The 19,637-nt window shown below is 58.2% G+C and carries 19 protein-coding genes and 1 other annotated feature; of the genes, 12 read left to right on the forward strand and 7 right to left on the reverse strand.

The window, feature by feature from the left end; all coding sequences use genetic code 11:
- Window positions 1–19 precede the first annotated feature (19 nt).
- From KQX66_RS08515 to KQX66_RS08540, 6 genes are all read right to left on the reverse strand, one after another.
- Window positions 20–1,192 carry an aminotransferase class I/II-fold pyridoxal phosphate-dependent enzyme gene (locus KQX66_RS08515; protein ID WP_216792025.1) on the reverse strand — a complete coding sequence of 391 codons (1,173 nt, stop codon included), beginning with the start codon at window positions 1,190–1,192 and terminating at the stop codon, window positions 20–22.
- A gap of 66 nt (window positions 1,193–1,258) precedes the next feature.
- Window positions 1,259–1,482, reverse strand: a binding site (T-box leader).
- A gap of 99 nt (window positions 1,483–1,581) precedes the next feature.
- Window positions 1,582–2,196, reverse strand: coding sequence for an ABC transporter ATP-binding protein (locus KQX66_RS08520; RefSeq protein WP_216792028.1), 615 nt, complete (start codon window positions 2,194–2,196; stop codon window positions 1,582–1,584).
- Window positions 2,186–3,127 (reverse strand): ABC transporter ATP-binding protein, encoded by a 942-nt coding sequence (locus tag KQX66_RS08525; RefSeq protein ID WP_216792156.1) that lies wholly within the window; start codon window positions 3,125–3,127, stop codon window positions 2,186–2,188. Before KQX66_RS08525 ends, KQX66_RS08520 begins: the two co-directional genes overlap by 11 nt.
- Window positions 3,128–3,187: 60 nt before the next feature.
- Complete coding sequence (locus KQX66_RS08530) at window positions 3,188–4,063, reverse strand: ABC transporter permease (protein WP_253957017.1); 876 nt, start codon at window positions 4,061–4,063, stop codon at window positions 3,188–3,190.
- Window positions 4,060–5,046, reverse strand: a complete 987-nt coding sequence (locus KQX66_RS08535) for an ABC transporter permease (RefSeq protein ID WP_216792030.1) — start codon at window positions 5,044–5,046, stop codon at window positions 4,060–4,062. Before KQX66_RS08535 ends, KQX66_RS08530 begins: the two co-directional genes overlap by 4 nt.
- 25 nt (window positions 5,047–5,071) lie before the next feature.
- On the reverse strand, window positions 5,072–6,664 hold the full coding sequence (locus KQX66_RS08540) for an ABC transporter substrate-binding protein (protein ID WP_253957033.1): 1,593 nt from the start codon (window positions 6,662–6,664) through the stop codon (window positions 5,072–5,074).
- A 375-nt stretch (window positions 6,665–7,039) separates the two neighbouring features.
- On the opposite strand from KQX66_RS08540, the gene KQX66_RS08545 reads away from it, so the two are divergent.
- The 6 genes from KQX66_RS08545 to KQX66_RS08570 all read left to right on the forward strand — a co-directional run bounded on the left by KQX66_RS08545 (window position 7,040) and on the right by KQX66_RS08570 (window position 12,875).
- Window positions 7,040–7,363 (forward strand): metal-sensitive transcriptional regulator, encoded by a 324-nt coding sequence (locus KQX66_RS08545; RefSeq protein ID WP_054974605.1) that lies wholly within the window; start codon window positions 7,040–7,042, stop codon window positions 7,361–7,363.
- A gap of 13 nt (window positions 7,364–7,376) precedes the next feature.
- Window positions 7,377–7,577, forward strand: a complete 201-nt coding sequence (locus tag KQX66_RS08550; RefSeq protein WP_010493235.1) for a copper ion binding protein — start codon at window positions 7,377–7,379, stop codon at window positions 7,575–7,577.
- A 99-nt stretch (window positions 7,578–7,676) separates the two neighbouring features.
- Entirely contained in the window at window positions 7,677–9,920 is a 2,244-nt protein-coding gene (locus KQX66_RS08555) for a heavy metal translocating P-type ATPase (protein ID WP_216792034.1), read from the forward strand.
- A 274-nt stretch (window positions 9,921–10,194) separates the two neighbouring features.
- Window positions 10,195–10,875 carry a response regulator transcription factor gene (locus KQX66_RS08560; protein WP_216792158.1) on the forward strand — a complete coding sequence of 227 codons (681 nt, stop codon included), beginning with the start codon at window positions 10,195–10,197 and terminating at the stop codon, window positions 10,873–10,875.
- Window positions 10,872–11,942: a sensor histidine kinase gene (locus tag KQX66_RS08565; RefSeq protein ID WP_216792036.1), complete on the forward strand. Its 1,071-nt coding sequence runs from the start codon at window positions 10,872–10,874 to the stop codon at window positions 11,940–11,942. The genes KQX66_RS08560 and KQX66_RS08565 overlap by 4 nt, the downstream gene beginning before the upstream one ends.
- Window positions 11,943–12,026: 84 nt before the next feature.
- Window positions 12,027–12,875: a DUF8832 domain-containing protein gene (locus KQX66_RS08570; RefSeq protein WP_216792038.1), complete on the forward strand. Its 849-nt coding sequence runs from the start codon at window positions 12,027–12,029 to the stop codon at window positions 12,873–12,875.
- 342 nt (window positions 12,876–13,217) lie between these two features.
- On the opposite strand, the gene KQX66_RS08575 is transcribed toward KQX66_RS08570, so the two are convergent.
- Window positions 13,218–13,694: an SRPBCC family protein gene (locus KQX66_RS08575; RefSeq protein ID WP_216792040.1), complete on the reverse strand. Its 477-nt coding sequence runs from the start codon at window positions 13,692–13,694 to the stop codon at window positions 13,218–13,220.
- 446 nt (window positions 13,695–14,140) lie between these two features.
- Here KQX66_RS08575 and KQX66_RS08580 point away from each other — a divergent pair, with 446 nt between their 5' ends.
- The 6 genes from KQX66_RS08580 to KQX66_RS08605 all read left to right on the forward strand — a co-directional run bounded on the left by KQX66_RS08580 (window position 14,141) and on the right by KQX66_RS08605 (window position 19,600).
- The gene (locus KQX66_RS08580) at window positions 14,141–14,947 is read left to right on the forward strand and encodes an ABC transporter permease (protein ID WP_216792042.1); all 807 of its coding nucleotides are present in this window, start codon (window positions 14,141–14,143) and stop codon (window positions 14,945–14,947) included.
- A 4-nt stretch (window positions 14,948–14,951) separates the two neighbouring features.
- Window positions 14,952–15,761, forward strand: coding sequence for an ABC transporter permease (locus KQX66_RS08585; protein ID WP_216792044.1), 810 nt, complete (start codon window positions 14,952–14,954; stop codon window positions 15,759–15,761).
- Between the two features lie 150 nt (window positions 15,762–15,911).
- Entirely contained in the window at window positions 15,912–17,030 is a 1,119-nt protein-coding gene (locus KQX66_RS08590; protein WP_216792046.1) for a radical SAM protein, read from the forward strand.
- A gap of 21 nt (window positions 17,031–17,051) precedes the next feature.
- Window positions 17,052–18,077 (forward strand): Gfo/Idh/MocA family protein, encoded by a 1,026-nt coding sequence (locus tag KQX66_RS08595; protein ID WP_216792049.1) that lies wholly within the window; start codon window positions 17,052–17,054, stop codon window positions 18,075–18,077.
- A 17-nt stretch (window positions 18,078–18,094) separates the two neighbouring features.
- The gene (locus KQX66_RS08600) at window positions 18,095–18,388 is read left to right on the forward strand and encodes an acyl carrier protein (RefSeq protein ID WP_253957018.1); all 294 of its coding nucleotides are present in this window, start codon (window positions 18,095–18,097) and stop codon (window positions 18,386–18,388) included.
- A 39-nt stretch (window positions 18,389–18,427) separates the two neighbouring features.
- Complete coding sequence (locus KQX66_RS08605) at window positions 18,428–19,600, forward strand: radical SAM protein (RefSeq protein WP_216792051.1); 1,173 nt, start codon at window positions 18,428–18,430, stop codon at window positions 19,598–19,600.
- Window positions 19,601–19,637 lie beyond the last annotated feature (37 nt).

Here is a 19,637-nt window from a genome sequence, read left to right on the forward strand (position 1 = left end):
CTACGAGAGCGTGCCCGTATTACTCGAACTGCTTCAGGAAGCGGCCCATCCGCTCGATCGCTTCGGTCAAATTTTCCACTGAAGAGGCATAGGAGCAGCGGATATGGCCTTCCCCGGCGGAGCCGAGAGCGTTGCCGGGCACGACCGCAACCTTCGTTTCCTCCAGCAGACGCCAGGCGAACGCCTCGGACGAAAGGCCCGTGTGCCGGATCGACGGGAAGGCGTAGAAGGCTCCCCGGGGCTCGAAGCAGGGCAGGCCGATCTCTTGGAAGCCTTTCAGCACGAGCCGCCGCCGCTGATTGTACGAGCCGACCATCTCCTTCATTTCCTCCGTACCGTTTCGAAGCGCTTCGATCGCCGCTTTTTGCACCGTAATGGGCGCGCAGATCATCGTGTATTGATGGATCTTGGTCATCGCGGCGATGACTTCGGGATGGCCGCAAGCGTACCCGAGCCGCCAGCCGGTCATGGCGTACGCCTTGGAGAAGCCGTTCAGCAAAATCGTCCGGTCCCGCATCCCCGGCAGCGACGCAAAGCACGTATGCTCGCCCTCGTAAGTCAGCTTGTCGTACACCTCGTCGGAAATGACGATCAAGTTATGCTTTTCCACGACTTTGGCAATTTCAAGCAGATCCTCCCGGGACATCGTCGCGCCGGTCGGATTGTTCGGATAGTTAAACAGCAGCGCCTTGGTCCGCGGCGTGATCGCGGCTTCCACCTGCTCGGGGGTCAGCCGGAAATCGTTGTCCGCCGTCGTGGTTACCGGAACCGGCACACCGCCTGCCATTGTGACGCATGGCGCGTACGAGACGTAACACGGCTCGGCGATCAGCACCTCGTCTCCGGAATGGACGATGGCGCGCAAAGCCAGATCGACCGCTTCGCTGACCCCGACCGTAACCAGCACCTCGCTGCGGGGCTCGTAATGCACGCCGTAAAATCCATGCAGGTGAGCGGCAATTTCCTCGCGCAGCTCCAGCAAGCCCGCGTTGGACGTATACATCGTGTAACCGTGCCTTAAAGACTGAATCCCCGTTTCCCGGATCGCCCAAGGCGTCACAAAGTCGGGCTCCCCGACGCCGAGCGAAATAATCCCGCTCATCTCCGACGTGAGATCGAAAAACCGCCGGATGCCGGACGGCGGCATATCCCGGATGACGGGGGAGAGGCGTTCGGACCAATTCAAAGTCATAACCATTCACCAGCTTTTCATGGATTTGTTCGTGCAAATTTGCAAATAAAAAAGCCCCCGTCCCCAAAAAGGGACGAGAGCTATTGCTCACGCGGTACCACCCTCGTTGACTCCACGACATGCGAAGTCCACTCGGTCCTATAACGGCGGAACACCGGTCCACTCCTACGGCTGCTAGCTTCAGAGGGCGACTCCAGGGTGGCTTTCGGCAGGGCTTCTTTCCCGGGCTCGCACCTTCCCCGGGTCGCTTGGAAATACGCCATGCTTACTTTCCCCATCGTTGTCTTTCACGAAAAATAAATTAACAGTACTATAGCACGGGGCGTTTTCGGCTGTCAATCATCTCTTCGGGCAGCGTCGCCGCCACAACGTATTGAACCATCCGAAGTTCAGTCCACGCCTGTAAGCTCGTTCCAGTTTATGACATTTGTGCAGAGATGCCGGATCAAGCCCGGCTCGTGGCTGACGACGAGCACGCCGAGCTGCCGCTGCCGGGCGATTGCGAGCACGGCCTGCCAGATTTGAGCTTGCGTGATCGCGTCAAGCATCGTCGTCATTTCGTCGGCGATGAGGAACCGCGTATACGGCCCGAGCGCCCGCGCGACACAGAACCGCTGCAGCTCGCCGCCGGACAATTCGCCGGGTCGGCGGCGGAGCCACTCCTGCTCAATGCCCAGCGCGTCCAGCAGCGCCGGATCGGGTTCCCCGCCTTCGCGTAGCACGCGATGCATCGGCCACTTCGGATTGACCGCCCTCTCCGGGTGCTGGAAGACGAGCTGCACCGGGTGGTAGCCGCTGCGCGGGAGAGGGCTGCCGCCTAACGTAATGCGCCCTTCCGGCGGCTCCTCGTACCCGGCCAGCAGCCGCCCGAGCGTCGTTTTGCCGCAGCCGCTAGGACCGACCAGGCCGGTCATTTCCCCCGGCGTTAACGTAAGGTCAACACCCCGGAACAGCCAGGAGTCCCGGCCGCGCCGGTATCCGAGGCCTCGCGCTTCAAGTCGCATGGATGCACCTCACCGTCCCGCCGCGCAGCTCCCGCATCATTGGCCGTTCGCGGCTGCAGTCCGGGCTGGCCGAGGCGCAGCGCGGCACGAACAAGCAGCCCGGCGGCAGCGCGGACGGATGCGGCTGGACGCCGGGAATCGGCGTGAAGCCGTTCTGCGGCAGCGCCTGCCAGAGCGCCTGGCTGTACGGATGGCGCAGCCGGGCTCCGTCGCCGGAGAAGTCGCCGGCGGGCGCCGTTTCGACCGTCGTCCCGGCATAAAAGACGGTGACGTTGTTGGCAAAGGGGAGCACCGACTCGATGTCGTGAGTGATGAGCAGAACGGCGCAGCCTTCGTCCGCCAGCTCGCGGAAACGGCTTAGCGTTTCCCGCACCGCCGCAGGGTCGAGACCGGGCGTCGGCTCGTCGGCAATGACGAGCCGCGGGCCGCCAACCGTCGCCGTCGAGACGAGCACCCGCCGCGCCATGCCGCCCGACAGCTGGAACGGGTACCGCCGCTCGGTCCCGGGGGCAAGACGGTAGCGGTCGAAGATGCGTCGGACCGCGGCGTCGGCATCGCCTTCGCGGACCGAGCTCCGCACCTGATCGCCCACCCGCATCAGCGGGTCAAGGAAATTGACCGATTGCGGCACCAGCGCAATCTCCTTGCCGCGCAGCGCCTCCTGCCGGGCAGGGGTCAGCGGCTCGCCTTCGTACCGCAGCGTCCCGGAGACGGCTGCATTGTCCGGCAGGATGCCGAGGATGGCGTGGGCGAGCAGGCTTTTGCCGGAGCCGCTCGATCCGACGACCGCGAGCAGCTCGCCCCGTCCGACCGTCAGGTGCAGGCTGCGGATGACCTCCACCGTAGATTGCCGCAGTCCGCGGTCGTACCGCGTGAAAGCGACGGACAAATCGTTCACTTCAAGTACAGGGACATGAATATTTTGTGGCATAGATTCAGGCACGTTACGCCGAGCCTCCTCTTTTTGTCATGCTGCGGGGCCGGATGTGCTTCAGCTCTGCGGGTCCCGCGGATCGAGCAGCAGACGCAGACTTTCTCCGGCCCGGTCGAACGCCCGGACGACGATCAGCAGGCAAAGGCCGGGGAAGACGGCCAGCCACCACATGCCGGTCGACAAATACCGCATCGACTCGGACAAAATAATGCCGATCGCCGGCTGGTGCGGCGACAGGCCCAGACCGATAAACGTCACGCCGGCTTCGTGCAGAATCGCATGCGGGAAGAGCAGCAGCAGCCCGACGAGCAGCTGCGGCAGCAGGTGAGGCAGCATATGCCGCGTCGCCACTTGCCAGCGGGACTGGCCGAGCCGCCGCGAAATTTGCACGAATTCGGCGCTGCGCAGCTGCAGCACCTCCGCGCGGATGACCCGCGCCAAGCTTGGCCAATGCGTCAGGGCGACGCCGATCACGATGCCGCGCATGCCGCCGCCGCAGACGAACGCGATCAGAATGAGCGTGACGAGGTGCGGCACGCTCAGGAACAAGTCGATCAGCCATGCGACGATCCGGTCGGCCGTCCGGCCCATCGTCGCGGCAATGAGGCCCAGCGCCGTGGCAATCACCGTGCTGCAAGCGGCGGCAATCAAGCCGACCTGCACGCTTAGCGCAAGCCCTTTGAGGGTGCGGGTAAACATATCCCGCCCGAGCCAATCGGTGCCGAACGGGTGCTGCAGCGATGGCGGAAGGTTGCGCCATTCCAGCCGGGTGGACAAGTTGTCCGGGCTGAGCAGCAGCCCGATGAGCAAGGTCCCCAGAATGAGCACGGCCGCGCCGATCGCCGCGATCAGCGCCCGATGCCTCCGACCGGGACCGAGCCGCGCCTGGGGGCGAAAGTGCGCCGAGCCGCTGGATGTTTGTATCTTATTCATAGCGCCCGTCCCTCCCGGATTCGCGGATCGACCAAGCGGTAGAGCAAATCCGCGATCAGATTGCCGGTAAACACGAACAGGGCGCTGAACAGCACGATGCCGAGCAGCAGCGGAACGTCGCCCCGCAGCCCGGCTTCGACGGTGGCTTGTCCGAGGCCGGGATAGGAAAATACCTGCTCGGCCAAGACCGCCCCGCCGAACAGCTCGCTGAACGCGGTGAACTGCAGCGACAGGGCGGGCAGCGCGATATTGCGCAGGCCGTGCCGCCGGAACAGCCGGAAGCCGCGCTCGCCGCGGGCCCGGGCGAACAGCACGTAGTCGCTGGCGAGCACGTCGAGCAGCTTTTGCCTCGTATGCAGCGCGATGTTCGAGATGCCGACGATGCTTAAGGTCAGCGCGGGCAGGATCATATGCTGCACCCGGTCACTCCACGTAACCTCCTGAGCCAGCACCCCGGCAGGGACGCCCAGAGCTACCGGAAACCAGCCGAGCCATACTCCGAACAGCAGAAGCAGCAGCAGACCCATCCAGAACGCGGGCGTGGAGGCCAGCGTATAGCAGTACCATTGGATCAACCGGTCGATCCACGTATCTTTCTTCATCGCGGCCAAGCTGCCTGCCGCAAAGCCGAGCAGGCCGGACAGCAGCCAGGCGGCGAACATCAGCGCCAACGAACCTGCGAATCGCTCTCCGATCACCTCCGCCACCGGCCGGCGGTAAATCATCGAGGTGCCGAGGTCGCCCTGCAGCAGGGCCGTCCCCCAATTCGCGAAGCGTTCGGCCGGCGGCTTGTCGAGTCCCCAATGCTCGGCGATCTGCTGCCGCTGCTCCGGGCTCACCCGCATCATGTCGGCCCCGACGTAGGCTTGAATCGGATCGATGGGGGAGGCGCTGACCAGCACGAAGGAAATCGCGCTGATCGCCGCCAGCAAAGTGACCAGCCGGATCGCTTTCAAGCCTAAAAACGTAAGCAAGCTGCGCATCGTCTCATAACCTCATTTTCCGGGCCTAGTTCGTCCATTTCCATTCTTCGATATTGTCCGTAACCGGCCAGCCGTGGCCGTGCGGATGAATGCGCTGCTTCCCGATATCCAGCTTGTCCTTGACCAGATACAGATGGTCGATGTTGACCAGCCAAGCCCATGGCGCGTCGCCCTGCGCGCTGACGCCGGTCGTGCCGTCCCATTGGGCTTTTTTCCAAAATTCCCAGGCGTCTTCTTCCTTCGTGGCCCGGAGCGCCTTGTCCATCCAAGCGTCGACTGCCGGATTGCTGTAATATCCATTGTTGTAATATTCGACGCCGCGGTATTTGCTGCTATACACGTTGTACATTTCGAGCGGATCGTTGCTGCCCCAGCCCATCATGACAGCGCTGGAATGCATCAGCTTCTTGACGTCGTCCCAGCTTTTCCCATCGACGTTGACTTGAATGCCGATCGGCTTCAGCATGTCGGCTACGGCCAGCGCGAGCGATTGCCGCGTCACGTCGCCCGAAGGGTAGATGAGCGGGAATTGCGCTTTGAGCGCTCCCTTCTCCAAGATGCCGTCGCCGTCGGCGTCTTTCCAGCCTGCATCCGCGAGCAGCTTCTTCGCGCCTTCGACATCGGCGTCGGGGGTGACCGTCTGCGGATTCCACCAGGGCAGCCGATCGTTGATGGTGTAGGCCGGCGTGCCGTGTCCTTCCAGTACGCCTTGGACCAGCGCTTTGCGGTCGATTGCCGTGTTGACGGCTTTGCGGATCGCGATATCCGCCGTCACATCGTTGCCGATGGGACTGCCATCCTTCGTGATCGTCCCGGAACCGATATAAGGAAACACGATGCCACGGTTATCCACGGTATGTACGGCTTCGACCCGCATCCCGGCGACCGGCTGCTTGCTGAAGGCGGCGGGGATGTAAGCGGCGTCCACTTTTCCGGCCTTGGCGGCGGCATAAGCGGCATCCTCGTTCAGGAACAGAAACGTCAGCTTTTTGAAAAACGGCTTCGGCCCGTAATAATCGGGATTCGCCTCGACGATGACCTGCTGGCCCCGGTCCCATTGCACGAGCTTGTACGGTCCGGACCCGACCGGCTTCTGGGCATAGTCTTGGCTGTGGGCGTGCTTCGGCACGATGCCCGTCTGCACGAGCAGCGTCAGGAACGTCGATTGCGGCTCTTTTAGCGTAAACTTGACCGTGGCGTCATCCGCGGCTTCGACGCTCTTCATATTCGTGAGATCGATAATGGAGCCGTTTTTGGACGCCGTTTCGAACGTATACTGCACGTCGGCGGCGGTTACCGGCTTGCCGTCGGAAAACTTCGCGTCGTTCCGCAGCTTGACGGTCCATACCGTCCCGTCGCCGCTCAATTCGTAGCCGGTGGACAGATCGTTTACAATTTTCATTTCGGCATTCCGCTTCAGCAGCGTGCTTTGAAACAGCGGCGAGCCGTACCGCCCCCAGCCGGTGGTCGGATCGAAGCCGGCTTCCGGCTCGGAGCCGACGGCCAAGATCAGCTCGTCCTTCGTGGCGGCAACCGGGGATTCTTCCTTCTTAGCGGTCGGGGTGCATCCGGTTAAGATCAGGCCAAGAATAAGTCCCCATAACATCACCCTGAGCATTGCGGGTTTGTTCACGTTCTCTCACTCCAAATCCGTAGTTGTCTTATCGTCTTTTTCCATCGTGTTACGATTTAATCGTATTGTAGCACACGCTATGGGGGGAGTCACTACGAACGTACAAAAAAGTCGGCCAGAAGGGCGCCGCGGCCGGTTCTGCATACCGTTGGATTTTTCGCAGCTGCCTTGGAAGAAAGCCGCCGCCCTCGAAGCAGGGAAATGCAGCCTTATTTTCGAGGTGTCTTAAGCAATCACCCGGTTTAGAATAGCCTGGGGAATGGAAAACTAACGACGGACGGCTTTTTGAAAAAAATGCAATTCACTCGTTGACATAGGGTAGGGGGGTATAGTAATATAAAGCCAAGAGGAGGGAACACAATGGAAAACATTACGGAGGCGGAACATTGCTGCTCCACGGACAGCGAGAGAAAAAGCCATCATTCCGATAAAGTCAAAGCCAACCTCATCACCCGGTTGAACCGCATCGAAGGCCAGATCCGGGGCGTGAAGGGCTTGATCGAGAAAGACACGTACTGCGACGACGTCCTTAACCAGATCGCCGCGATCCAATCGGCGCTGAATGGCGTCGGCAAGCTGCTGCTCGAAGGCCATATGAAGTCTTGTGTGATCGAACGCATTCAAGCCGGCGAGCACGAAGTCGTTGAAGAGCTGCTTACCACCATCCAAAAATTAATGAAATAAGGAGAGATTCCCTATGCAAACTATTACATTGAAAGTTGAAGGCATGTCCTGCAATCATTGTGTGAATTCCATCGAGGGCGCTTTGAAGAACATCGGCGCAACCGGCAAAGTTGACTTGGCTGCAAAATCCGTTCAAGTGCAGTATGAGGAGTCGAAAACGAATCCGGATGCAATCAAAGCTGCGATTGAAGACCAGGGCTACGACGTAGTTTGATCCGCGATTCACCGGTTTTGCCGAGGTGCGGCTCCGGCCGCTCTCTTTTTTTGATTAAAATATACCCCATACGGGTATATTGAGGAGAGGTGCTTAGCTATGGAACAGCGATTGGAACAACAACAGCAGCCGGATCAGCAGCAAGCCTCGCTTGCCATTACGGGCATGACCTGCGCAGCCTGCGCGAACCGGATCGAGAAGGGCTTGAACAAGCTGCCCGGCGTCGGGAAAGCGACCGTGAACTTTGCGCTCGAGACGGCTCACGTCGAATACTCCGGGCAGGCGGTGTCGGTTGACGAGATGATCCGGAAGGTCGAACAGCTTGGCTACAAAGCGGGGCTGAAGGAGGAGCGGCAGGACGACGGCGACCACCGGCAAAAAGAAATTGCCGCCCACCGCACAAAGCTGATCTTCTCCGCCATTCTTTCGTTCCCGCTGCTGTGGTCGATGGTCAGCCACTTTTCGTTCACTTCGTGGATTTATTTGCCGGAAGCGCTGATGAATCCATGGGTGCAGCTTGCGCTCGCGACGCCGGTGCAGTTCATCATCGGCTTGCCGTTCTATACCGGCGCTTACAAAGCGCTGCGCAACAAGAGCGCTAACATGGACGTGCTCGTCGCGCTGGGCACGTCGGCGGCTTATTTTTACAGCCTGTACCTGACGCTGGAGTGGGCTGCGGCCGGCTCTTCATCGCACCATGGCATGCCTTCCATGTATTACGAGACGAGCGCCGTGCTGATCACGTTGATCGTGATGGGCAAATGGTTCGAGGCGCTGGCGAAAGGACGATCCTCGGAAGCGATCAAGAAGCTGATGGGCCTGCAGGCCAAAACGGCGCTTGTCGTCCGCGACGGCGTCGAGCTGAGCGTGCCGGTGGAAGAGGTGTTGGCCGGAGACGTCGTGCTGGTGAAGCCGGGCGAGAAAATTCCGGTTGACGGCCTCGTCCTCGACGGCATGTCGGCGGTCGACGAATCGATGCTGACGGGCGAAAGCATTCCGGTTGAGAAAAAGCCGGGTGACGCCGTCATCGGCGCTACTGTCAACCGGAACGGCAGCCTGCGGATCCAAGCGACCAAAGTCGGCAAAGAAACGGCGCTGGCGCAAATTATCCGGGTCGTCGAAGACGCGCAGGGCTCGAAGGCGCCGATCCAGCGGGTGGCCGACCAGATCTCCGGCATCTTCGTGCCGATCGTCGTCGGGATTGCGGTGCTCACGTTCTTGATCTGGTATTTTGTGGTTGTTCCGGGCGAATTCGCCAATGCGCTGGAAAAAGCGATCGCCGTCCTCGTCATTGCATGCCCTTGCGCCCTGGGGCTCGCGACGCCGACCTCCATCATGGCCGGATCGGGCCGCGCGGCGGAGTTCGGGATTTTGTTCAAGGGCGGAGAGCATCTGGAATCGATGCACAAGATCGATACGATCGTGCTGGATAAAACCGGCACCGTTACGAAAGGGAAACCGGAGTTGACCGACGTGCGCATCGAAGCGGCGGATGAAGCGACGGTTCTGCGCTTGGTCGCTGCCGCAGAGAAGCAATCCGAGCATCCGCTGGCGGAAGCGATTGTGGAAGGCATCCGCTCGAAGGGCATCGCGTTCTCCGAAGCGGAGCGGTTCGAAGCGATTCCGGGCTATGGCATCGCCGCTGTCGTCGAAGGCCGCGAGGTGCTGGTCGGCACGCGCAAGCTGCTGCGGCGCGAAGGGATCGAATTCGCGCAGGCCGAGGGGACGATGGAGCGGCTCGAATCGGAAGGCAAAACCGCCATGCTGATCGCCGTGGACCGGCAGTATGCCGGCATGGTCGCGGTAGCCGACGCGGTCAAAGAAACGTCGCAAGAAGCGATCACCCGCTTGAAGCAGGGGGGGATCGAGGTCATTATGATCACCGGCGACAACCGCCGGACGGCGGAGGCGATTGCCCGCCAGGTAGGCATCGACCGCGTGCTGGCCGAAGTGCTGCCGGAAGGGAAGGCGGCCGAAGTCAAGAAGCTGCAGGCGGAAGGGCGCAAGGTCGCCATGGTCGGCGACGGCATCAACGATGCGCCGGCGCTTGCGACCGCCGATGTCGGGATTGCCGTCGGCACGGGGACGGACATCGCTATCGAAGCGGCCGACGTGACGCTCATGCAGGGCGATCTCATCCGCTTGCCGGACGCCGCGGCGATGAGCCGGAAAACGATGGCCAACATCAAGCAAAATCTGTTCTGGGCGCTTGCGTACAATACGCTCGGTATTCCGATCGCAGCGCTTGGCTTCCTTGCCCCGTGGGTGGCGGGAGCCGCGATGGCGCTAAGCTCGGTGTCGGTGGTGCTCAACGCGCTCCGATTGCAGAAAGTGAAGCTCTAAAATTCTGGTGAATAACGAGTGGAGCAACCGAAAGCATTCTGTAGAAACGAAGTGTTCGCCTTTGTTTCCGGATTTCAACCTAAAGAGGGGTTGCATAATCCGGAAATCCGGGAACAACAGGATCGGAAGAATGCTTTGGTTGCGCAGCGCCAGTTATTCACCGGACTTTCAGGTAGAGCGGAAGGCGGGTGCCCGGTTGCCGGGCGCCCTTCTTTCGGTGAATACGGAGGAATCGGAAAGGAGCTGCAAAGCCGCGGTGAACAAGACGATTCTCATGGTCGACGACGAGGCGAAAATCAGGGATGTCGTCGCTTCTTATTTGCAAAAGGACGGGTACCGTACGCTGGAGTCCGCGAGCGGCTCGGAAGCGTTGGACGTGCTGGAGCGGGAGGCGGTCGATCTCGTCATCCTGGACCTGATGCTGCCCGATATGTCCGGCGAGGAGGTATGCCGGCGCATCCGGCAAAGGTCCTCGCTGCCGGTCTTGATGCTAACGGCCAAGGTGTCCGAGAACGACCGGGTCACCGGGCTATCCATCGGCGCGGACGACTACGTGCTGAAGCCGTTCAGTCCGCGGGAGGTGGCGGCCCGGGTCCGGGCGATCCTGCGCCGCACGCAGGACGACGCTTTGCTGGCGGACCGGATGGCGTTCGGCGATGGCGAGCTGGTTATTCTCACGTTAAAGCGCGAAGTATACAAGCAGGGCGAACCGGTGGCTCTGACGCCCAACGAATACAAGCTGCTGCTTACGCTTGCCCGGCACCCGGAGCGCTGCTTCACGAGAGACGAGCTGATCGAGAAGGTGCTCGGCTTCGACTTCGAGGGCGACGAGCGCACGATAGATCAGCATGTCAAAAACCTGCGGCAGAAGATCGAGCCGGTGCCGAAAGCGCCGCGGTATATCGTAACGGTGTACGGCGCAGGCTACCGTTTTGCCGGAGGAGCTTGGCCGTGAGAGGGCTGTATGCCAGATTTGCGCTCGTATTTGTCGGATTAACGTGCGGGATTCTGATCCTCGCGTTCACGGTACTGCTGGTGCAGGCGCACCGTCATTTTATGATGTATCAGCAGCAGGCGGCGGCGAGCGCGGATATAGGGATGTTCAATGCGCATCTGGAGCAGGCGATTGTCCAGTCGGTCGTCTGGATTGCCGCCGGAGGCATCGTCTTGGCGGCCTTGGCCGGCTTGTATGCGGCGAAGCGGATGGCTGCGCCGCTCATGGCGATGAAAGCGATGGCGGTCCGCATGGCCGGGGGCGAGCTGGAGGCCCGTACGGAGGTTCGCGGGAACGACGAGCTGGCCGACTTGGCACAGGCGATTAACGCGCTGGCTGCGCAATTGGAGAAGCAGGAGCGCCTGCGGAAGACGATGACCGCCGACGTCGCCCATGAGCTCCGCACCCCGCTGGCTACTTTGAAGAGCCACATGGAAGCGATGATGGATCGCGTCTGGGAGCCGACGCACGTCCGGCTCGCGGCTTGTCACGAGGAGGTCGAGCGGCTGAGTCATCTGGTCGGCGATTTGGAGCAGCTGACGCAGATGGACTCGCCTCATTTTCGGCTTCGCCTGCAGACGGAAGATTTGTCGGCTATCGCCGCTCAGAGCGTGGAGACCGTCAAAGCTGCTTTTGTGCAAAAACAAGTTGCCCTCCGGTTCGCCGCCCCGGCACAACCGGTGCTTGTCCAAGCGGACCGCCGGCGGATCGGGCAAATTTTGGCCAATGTGCTCAGCAACGCCTGGAAGTACACGCCATCCGGAGGCCGGGTCGAGGTGACAGTGGAGCACGCCAATGGCGAGGCGCGGGTCGTCGTCGCAGACACCGGGATCGGCATTTCGACCGAGGAGCTGCCTTATGTGTTCGAGCGGTTCTACCGTACTGATAAGTCGCGGAATCGCAGTACGGGAGGAAGCGGCATCGGGCTGACTATCGCCCGGAGACTGGCGGAAGCGCACGGCGGACGTATGGAAATCGAGAGCGAGGTCGGCCGGGGGACGGTGGTGCGGATTTGTTTTCCGGGTTAAAGCGCGGTGGAGTGATGATCTTCACAAGATCTTCAAAAGCTTCCCTTACACTAAAAACAACCGAGAGAAAACAGGAGGGTATTTATGAAAAAAGCAGCCATTGCGACATTGCTTGGGACAGCCCTGCTGCTAAGTGCGTGCGGCCAGCAGGGGAAAGAAGCCTCGGCCCCGAAGGAGGCTCCGAAGGAAGAAGCCGGACACGGCAATCACGGAGGCGGGGCGTCCGAAGCGCCGAAGAGCGCCGAGGTCGTCACGACCTTCAAGCTGACGCCGGAGAAGCCGCAGGCCCGAAGTAATACCCCGCTTACGATTCAGATTACGGACAAAAACAACAAGCCGGTGGAAAATTTCGACATTACGCACGAGAAGAAGCTTCACTTGATTGTCGTCAGCAAAGACCTGTCGTTCTTCAACCACATTCATCCCGATTATAAGGGCGGAGGCCGGTTCGACATCACGACGCAGTTTCCGGGCGGAGGCGATTATAAGCTGATTGCGGACTTTGTGCCGACAGGCCAAGGAACGATGACTCAGACGCAGTGGATCAGCGTACAGGGCGATGCGCCCGCAGCCGCGGCGATTGAGCCCGAGTCCACGCTGGTCAAGACGGTGGACGGCAAGGAAGTCACGCTTGCGATTGACCACTTGATGGCGGGAATGGACGCGAACCTGACTTTCACGATTCGCGACGCCGCTTCGAAGCAGCCGGTGACGAATCTTCAGCCTTATCTCGGCGCGGTCGGACATGTGGTTATTTTGAGCGCCGATGCCGAGAAGTATCTGCATGTCCATCCGATGGAGGAGAAGGCTTCCGGGCCGGATGCCAAGTTCATGACGAATTTCCCGAAAAGCGGCGTGTACAAGCTGTGGGGCCAGTTCCAGCATGAAGGCAAGGTGTTCACCGTTCCTTTTGTCGTGAAGGTGCCCGGTTGAGCTCAGTTGAAGGTAATAGAGGTGTACGATGGGGTGGGGTATCCACTTCCGACCGCTGCTCCACCCCACAAAGTGAAGTTGAATCAGGGAAGCTTAGGCCGAGTACTTTGCGGGGGCCCCGGGTCTGCAGGAAATTTCTATTAGAAGCCGCTTAGTAGCGGACATTTCCCGATGACAAAGGCGGACGCTATCGCTTCTCCAGTGGATACCCCACCTCCGTATGTTTCTCTATTTTTGTATAAAACCTCTTTCTCAACCCTCTGAGACCGATTCGCAGAAGCCGAATCGGTTTTGTCTTTATCGGGATGCTCTACGCGCTGCCTGTCACAGCGAAGCCGGCTCCTACCAGTTCACATGGGCGTCGGGAGCCTTATCCGGCACCAGATTCAAGACGATATTGTGCTCAAGAAGCGCCTTCAGTCCGCACAGCACGATCGTAAACCCTTCCGTCGAGCCGATTGCTTGCTTGACGATGTCGTCCCCATCTCCCTGAAATCCTGTGTTCGTTACCGTCACGAAAGTTTCGTTATCCGCCCGGCGGGTAAAGATCCATTCAACCGTAGTGAAGCCGTAAGACGCCTCCCATTCGATGAGAATGCGCCGGTTCTCCTCGATTTCTTTGACATGGACGTTGGTGGAAACGCCGTACATTTCCCAATCCCACCGGACGCGTTTTCCGGCTTCCAGCCTTCCGCTGCTTTTGGTGAACCAGAATCGCGTCGTAACCGAAGGTTCGACGAAAGCTTCGAACACCTCTTCCACCGGTCTGCGGATCAGCATTTCCGCTTTTGCAGCCGGTGCTTGATGCAGGGTTGTCATTGTGCATTTCTCCTTTCATCGTTTTCCGTTTCTTGTAATATAGCATGTCACATCCGACACAATATTACATCGTTTGCTGTCAGTCGATATCAGATGTCGTCGTTCTCGCCAAGCGCTTGAGGTACAATTGATCCCCGTGCACTATGGACAAAGTACCCAGCTTTTCAATACAATGAATGAAAGCAATGGGTTAATTTTACATGTTATACGGTAATTTCTTTCGGGAAATAGGTAGTATTTGTCATACTGAAATTTGTCAAGTGCTTTGAGTATGACAAGATGTAGAAACGACGTTTTTTCTGAAAAAATTGTTGATTCCCAAAAATTTTGACGAAAGCCGCACGTCGTTCAGGCAACCAACCGTTTCCGGACAACTCCCCATCATTCACAAAATTGAGGACCGACGACCGAAGACGGCATCGTCGGACTCCGCGAGAGGTATCGCCATGGCTCATCACAAGTATGTCGTCGCGTTCCGCATCGGCTTCCAAAGCTCGCTGGAATACCGCTTTAATTTTTTTCTCTCCTTGTTCAGCGCGGTATTTCCGATCGTCGTGCATTACTACATATGGACGGCGGTGTATGCGAGCTCCGGAGAGAGCGGCCTGTTCGGCTATTCCTATCAAGAGATGATCATGTATACGATCATCGCTGCCGTCGTCTCCAAGCTGGTCATTACGAATATGGAGCACGCCATCGCCGAAGATATCAAAAGCGGCGGATTGAATAAATATATGGTCAAGCCGGTTGCGTATTTTGGCTTCCGCATCTGCTCATTTATCGGGCAGCGCTTGATCTATGTGGCGATTTCCCTGCTCGTCATACTGGCTCTAACCTTCGCATTGAACTCATTCTATAAGCAGCATACCGGACTTGAACGATTGCTGGCTTTTTTCCTCTCCCTGTGCCTGTCTGTCATTCTTAGCTTTCTGATCTCGTACGCCCTTTGCGCGTTCGCCTTCTGGTTGTCGGAAATCTCCTACTTTTTCGTTGTTACCAGCCTGTTGGTCAATATTATGAGCGGCGGCATGTTTCCGCTTGAAATTTTCGGAGAAGGGCTGCAGCAGTTGTTTCGTTACCTGCCCTTCCACTATATGATTTACTTCCCTGTCAACGTCCTGAACGGCAAAATCGCGGACGGGCTGATTTGGCAAGGCATCGCCGGACAAGGCATCTGGATCGGTCTGATGCTGATCGTCTGCCATCTGGCCTGGAAGCGCGGGATGAAACGGTACTTGGGGTTAGGAGGCTGAGCTTTTGAACTTCGTTACCGAACTGCGGCGGCATTTGCACATTCTGGCGTTATTCGCCAAAAACTCGGTCATTTCCCAGATGGAATACCGCTTTAATTTCATAACGGGCATATTCGTCGAAGCGGCGTTTCTGATGGCCAAGCTGCTATATGCGGTCGTCGTGTACAAAACGAATGTGCGGATCAACGGGCTGTCGCCGGATACGATTCTCATGTTTATGGGGACGCATTTATGGCTGACGGGCATTTACATGGGCTTGTTCTTTAACAATTTCCTGCGTCTCAGCGATCACGTCCGCACGGGCAGTCTCGATCTGATGATGGTCAAGCCGATTTCACTGCAATTTCTCGTATCCTTGCGGGTTATCGAGGTCGGGATGCCGATCCCGAATATGATTGCGGGCACCGTGATGATCGCGATCGGCTGGAGCGCCGCGGGCATTCCGCTGACGCTGCTCCATGTCGCCGGATTTGTGGCTTTTCTGCTGGCCGCAACCGTCCTCACGTACTGCATTATGATCGTTCCTGCGCTGCTCTCGTTCTGGTTCGTCAATACGTCGGCCGCCAGCGAAATCTCGTACTCCGTATGGGATTCCAACAATATGCCCGCATCCATGTACAACAAGTGGATACAGCGGATAGGGACGTTTGTCGTTCCAGTGTTTTTGATTACGAACTTCGCCCCGATGTTGGTGCTCGGCAAGCTGTCTGCCGCCGAATTGGCCTGGGGCGCGCTGGCCCCGGTCGTCTGTTTCCTGCTGATCCGTTTCCTGTGGAAGCGGGCGCTGAGCGTGTACAGCAGCTCGAATCTGTAGCGGAGCATTCGTTCGAAGCGGCAAATGACGATAAGGAGGTGATGCCGTCCGGAACAAGCGCAGGCGGGAAGGCTCCGCAGATGAGGCAGTCTAGGCTGAATCGACAGGTCCTATACCGACAATGATTCGAAAATTGGAGGAGGTTAGACGATGTCCGTACAACTTCGCAACGACACGGCTTCACCGATTTCATCGCTCTTGAGTACGTCGGCGCCCCGATGGATTTGGCTGCAGCTTCTGGAGGCCTGTAATCTAAGGTGCAAAATGTGCTACGAATGGGGCGATAACGGCGCCTACAAGGAACGAACGATGTTAACGCAGCTGGATATTCAAGTGGTTAAGCAAATTATCGAGGATTGCAGTCCGGTCAAGCCGTATTACGATCTGTTTGGCGGAGAGCCTCTGATGTATCCGCAGATCGACGAGGTTCTGGCTGCATTAAAATATTACGGAAGCCAAGTCGCCTTCCCGACCAACGGAACGCTGCTGGAAAAGCACGCGGAGATGATTATCGAGAACGAGCCGCATCGCGTATGGGTGTCGATGGACGGTCCGGAGGAAATTAACGACCAGCAGCGCGGCAAGGGCGTGTTCAAGAGAGCGACCGCAGGCATTGAGAAGCTTCATGCGCTCCGGGAGGAGAAGGGCAAGGAGTTTCCGAAGATCGGCACGATCTTCATCATTACCCCGCTGACGTATATGCATGTGGAAGAGCTGTTCTTCAAAAGCCTGGATATTACGAAGCTGGATCATATCAGTTTGGAGTTTCAGTCGTTTATTACGCCGGAAGATCACGTGAATTATCGCAATATTTTGAAAAATAATTTTGATCTGGACACGAATGCGGCCGTTTCCAGGGGCTTCGTCCGCGAATTATCCGAGTTTAGCGAGATGAATGCAAAGGATATTTCCCGTCAGGTACGCAATATCGAGGAGTACTGTAAGGAGAAGGGCGTTTATTTCAACGCCTACCCGCAGAACATGACCGAGGAGACGGTCGAGCTGTACTTCAGCGGAAACAGCCACAAGCTGTCGCATGCCAAGAAGCGGTGCGAGTTCCCTTGGCTCAGCACGGAGATCAATGCGAGAGGCGACGTGACCTCCTGTCATGCCTTCTATGACTTGACACTCGGCAACGTCAACGAGCAGCGGCTGCTTGATATCTGGAACGGACCGAAGTATAAGCAATACCGCAATTATTTGAAAAAAAATTCATTCCCGATCTGTCAAGCCTGTTGTCTCAACTTCAAGACGAAGACGGAAAAATAAAGGAAGCACGAGGTTGTGCCCATGAGAAAGAAACGAATCGGCGTGCTCGGCTGCGCTCACATCCTCGACCGGGCGTTGTTCACGCCCCTCAAAAGCCTCGAACACCTCGGCGTTCACGCTATTGCGAGCCGGACGAAGCCCAAAGCCGAGTCCTATGCGGACAAGCACGGCATTCCGCACGCGTTCGGCAGCTACGAGGAGCTGCTGGCCTGCGAGGAAATTGATTTCGTCTATATCGCGCTCAGCAACGAGCTGCATACGGAATGGGCGATTCGGGCGCTGCAGGCCGGAAAGCCGGTGCTGCTGGAGAAGCCGATCTGTCTGAACACGGAGGAGCTTCGGCTGCTGATGGACGCGCAGGCGACGTCCGGCTTGCCCGTGCTGGAAGGTCTGATGGTGCAGCACCATCCTTGGCAGAGCGAGATCAAGCGGATGGTCGGCGGGAACGCTTACGGCCGCCTCTTGCAGGTACGCTCGCAAATTTCGGTTCCGTTCCAGGACCCGGAGCGGCAAAACTACCGCAGCTTCCCGGAACGCGGCGGCGGCGCCTTCTATGATTTCGGGTGCTATTGGCTGCAATTTCTTCAAGCGGTATTGGGGCTGGAGCCGTCGGGCTTCGATGCGGAGTCGGATTTTGCGGGGCCGGGCGGCTGCGATTGGACGTTTCGCGCGGCGCTGGATTATGCGGACGGGGTACGCGCCGAGCTTGTCGCTTCCTTCGAGCTGCCGGGGATTTCCAGGCATACGCTCGAATTGGAGCGTGCCGTTGTGAATGTGGACAATTTTTTTCGCGCGAGCATGGGAACGTACCGCATGACCATTCGCGTCCAGGATAAGCAGAGCGGGGCGGTGGAGAAGCTGACCTTCGAGCCGCAAAATTACTTCGTGAATCAATTGGCTTTTTTCAGCGGCGTGCTGGATGGGACAAAAGACAATGTGCCGATCGCTCAATCGTACGAGCGCATGGCGATGCATGAGCGGCTGCTGGCGCTGGCGCGGGCGAAGCGGCCCGGATATCCGCTGGCCTTGGGCCAACAATCGACCTAGATGAGGAGGAGTTTCTTATGATTCTGCAAACCGTGATCAAAATTTTGAGCGAAATCAAGGAGTCTCCGGAACTGCTGTCCACGTTGAAACCTGAGACGGATATCATTAACGAGGTTGGACTCGATTCGCTGCAAATGATCAATTTCGTATTAGCCATCGAAGATGCGTTCGATGTGGAAATCGACTTTGACCATTTCGACATCGACCAATTGAGCTCCATTCAAGCTTTTGTGGCTTTCCTGGAAAAGGAGCGGGCGGCAGTCGCAAACGGCACAAGCGGCCAGGCGGCAGAGCAGCCGATTTACGATTGAACATGAAAAACCATTCACCGAAGGAGGGACGGATTGCTCATGCAACCGCGAACGAAGGTCACCTTTGACCAGAACACGTTTCAAAATATGAAGCGGACCATCCGCAACATGTCCGTAACAAGCAAAGCGCTGAGGCACGATCCGACGTTCGCGCTGGACATTCCGGAGGATATCGGCATCAAGCTGAACAACGGCTGCAATCTGCGCTGCAAGCATTGCTTCGAATGGGCGAGCGACGGCTTTCATCACGATATGGCCAAGGAGACGAAAAGTCAGGAGATCGAGTTTTCCATACTCGAACGCCTGCTGGAGCAAACGCGCCAGCGGAAGTCCCGGTTGTTCCTTTGGGGCGGCGAGCCTCTGTATTACAGCAAGTTTGACGAATTGGCCGACTTGCTGGAACGCGATCCCCGTAATACGACCATCTGTACCAATGCACTGCTCGTGGAGCAGAAGCTGGATTCCGTGCTGAAAATATCGAAGGATATGACGCTGCTCATCAGCCTGGACGGCTTTGAAGCGGAGAACGATGCCATTCGCGGGAAGGGCACGTACAAGAAAGTCATCCAAACGGTGAAGCTGCTGCTGGACCTGCAGCGAACCGGGGAGTACAAGGGCCGCATTTCGCTCAGTTTGACCATTAGCGATGCGATGGTCACGAAGCTGTACGATTTCATGGCATATTTCGAGGAGCTCGGCGTCGATACGGTCTACTTTGTGTTTCCTTGGTACATCCCAAGCGAGATTGCAGTGAAGATGGACGACTATTATGCGCGGTACTTCCCTTGGCTGGAAGCGGCGCAGCAGCAGCAACGGTATAGCTGGCATTCCTTCACCTTCCGCGTCTCGGAATCGAACATCGAGCCGCTCATCGACGAGATCGACCGGATCAACGGGCGGGTATGGAACAGCCGAATCCGGTTTCAGCCGGCGCTGGAGCGGGATGAGATCAGGGACTTCATTCTTGGCTCCGAGAAACCGGCGATGAAGCGGGAGCAGTGTTTATCCATCGCGAACCGGGTGGATGTCATGCCGGACGGGAAAGTCAATCCGTGCAAGTTTTTCCCGGAGTTTACCCTTGGCGACTTGAACGGGCAGGAGCTGAAGGACGTGTATCACAACGAAAACTTCCGGCGCCACCGGGAGGCACTGGGCCGCGGATTGACGCCTATTTGTTCGCGATGCGTGCTGCTCTATAACTACGGCCGATAAATGCCGCAAGCTGGCGGTAACCTATGAAAGAGGGCTG

The organism is Paenibacillus oleatilyticus (genome assembly GCF_018998565.1).
Lineage (GTDB): Bacteria > Bacillota > Bacilli > Paenibacillales > NBRC-103111 > Paenibacillus_G > Paenibacillus_G oleatilyticus.

What these genes read in the sequence shown, in the direction of transcription:
- KQX66_RS08515 (WP_216792025.1), bottom strand. Translation starts at nt 1,192, where the DNA reads ATGACTTTGAATTGGTCCGAACGCCTCTCCCCCGTCATCCGGGATATG.
- KQX66_RS08520 (WP_216792028.1), bottom strand. Translation starts at nt 2,196, where the DNA reads ATGCGACTTGAAGCGCGAGGCCTCGGATACCGGCGCGGCCGGGACTCC.
- KQX66_RS08525 (WP_216792156.1), bottom strand. Translation starts at nt 3,127, where the DNA reads ATGCCACAAAATATTCATGTCCCTGTACTTGAAGTGAACGATTTGTCC.
- KQX66_RS08530 (WP_253957017.1), bottom strand. Translation starts at nt 4,063, where the DNA reads ATGAATAAGATACAAACATCCAGCGGCTCGGCGCACTTTCGCCCCCAG.
- KQX66_RS08535 (WP_216792030.1), bottom strand. Translation starts at nt 5,046, where the DNA reads ATGCGCAGCTTGCTTACGTTTTTAGGCTTGAAAGCGATCCGGCTGGTC.
- KQX66_RS08540 (WP_253957033.1), bottom strand. Translation starts at nt 6,664, where the DNA reads ATGCTCAGGGTGATGTTATGGGGACTTATTCTTGGCCTGATCTTAACC.
- KQX66_RS08545 (WP_054974605.1), top strand. Translation starts at nt 7,040, where the DNA reads ATGGAAAACATTACGGAGGCGGAACATTGCTGCTCCACGGACAGCGAG.
- KQX66_RS08550 (WP_010493235.1), top strand. Translation starts at nt 7,377, where the DNA reads ATGCAAACTATTACATTGAAAGTTGAAGGCATGTCCTGCAATCATTGT.
- KQX66_RS08555 (WP_216792034.1), top strand. Translation starts at nt 7,677, where the DNA reads ATGGAACAGCGATTGGAACAACAACAGCAGCCGGATCAGCAGCAAGCC.
- KQX66_RS08560 (WP_216792158.1), top strand. Translation starts at nt 10,195, where the DNA reads ATGGTCGACGACGAGGCGAAAATCAGGGATGTCGTCGCTTCTTATTTG.
- KQX66_RS08570 (WP_216792038.1), top strand. Translation starts at nt 12,027, where the DNA reads ATGAAAAAAGCAGCCATTGCGACATTGCTTGGGACAGCCCTGCTGCTA.
- KQX66_RS08575 (WP_216792040.1), bottom strand. Translation starts at nt 13,694, where the DNA reads ATGACAACCCTGCATCAAGCACCGGCTGCAAAAGCGGAAATGCTGATC.
- KQX66_RS08580 (WP_216792042.1), top strand. Translation starts at nt 14,141, where the DNA reads ATGGCTCATCACAAGTATGTCGTCGCGTTCCGCATCGGCTTCCAAAGC.
- KQX66_RS08590 (WP_216792046.1), top strand. Translation starts at nt 15,912, where the DNA reads ATGTCCGTACAACTTCGCAACGACACGGCTTCACCGATTTCATCGCTC.
- KQX66_RS08595 (WP_216792049.1), top strand. Translation starts at nt 17,052, where the DNA reads ATGAGAAAGAAACGAATCGGCGTGCTCGGCTGCGCTCACATCCTCGAC.
- KQX66_RS08600 (WP_253957018.1), top strand. Translation starts at nt 18,095, where the DNA reads ATGATTCTGCAAACCGTGATCAAAATTTTGAGCGAAATCAAGGAGTCT.
- KQX66_RS08605 (WP_216792051.1), top strand. Translation starts at nt 18,428, where the DNA reads ATGCAACCGCGAACGAAGGTCACCTTTGACCAGAACACGTTTCAAAAT.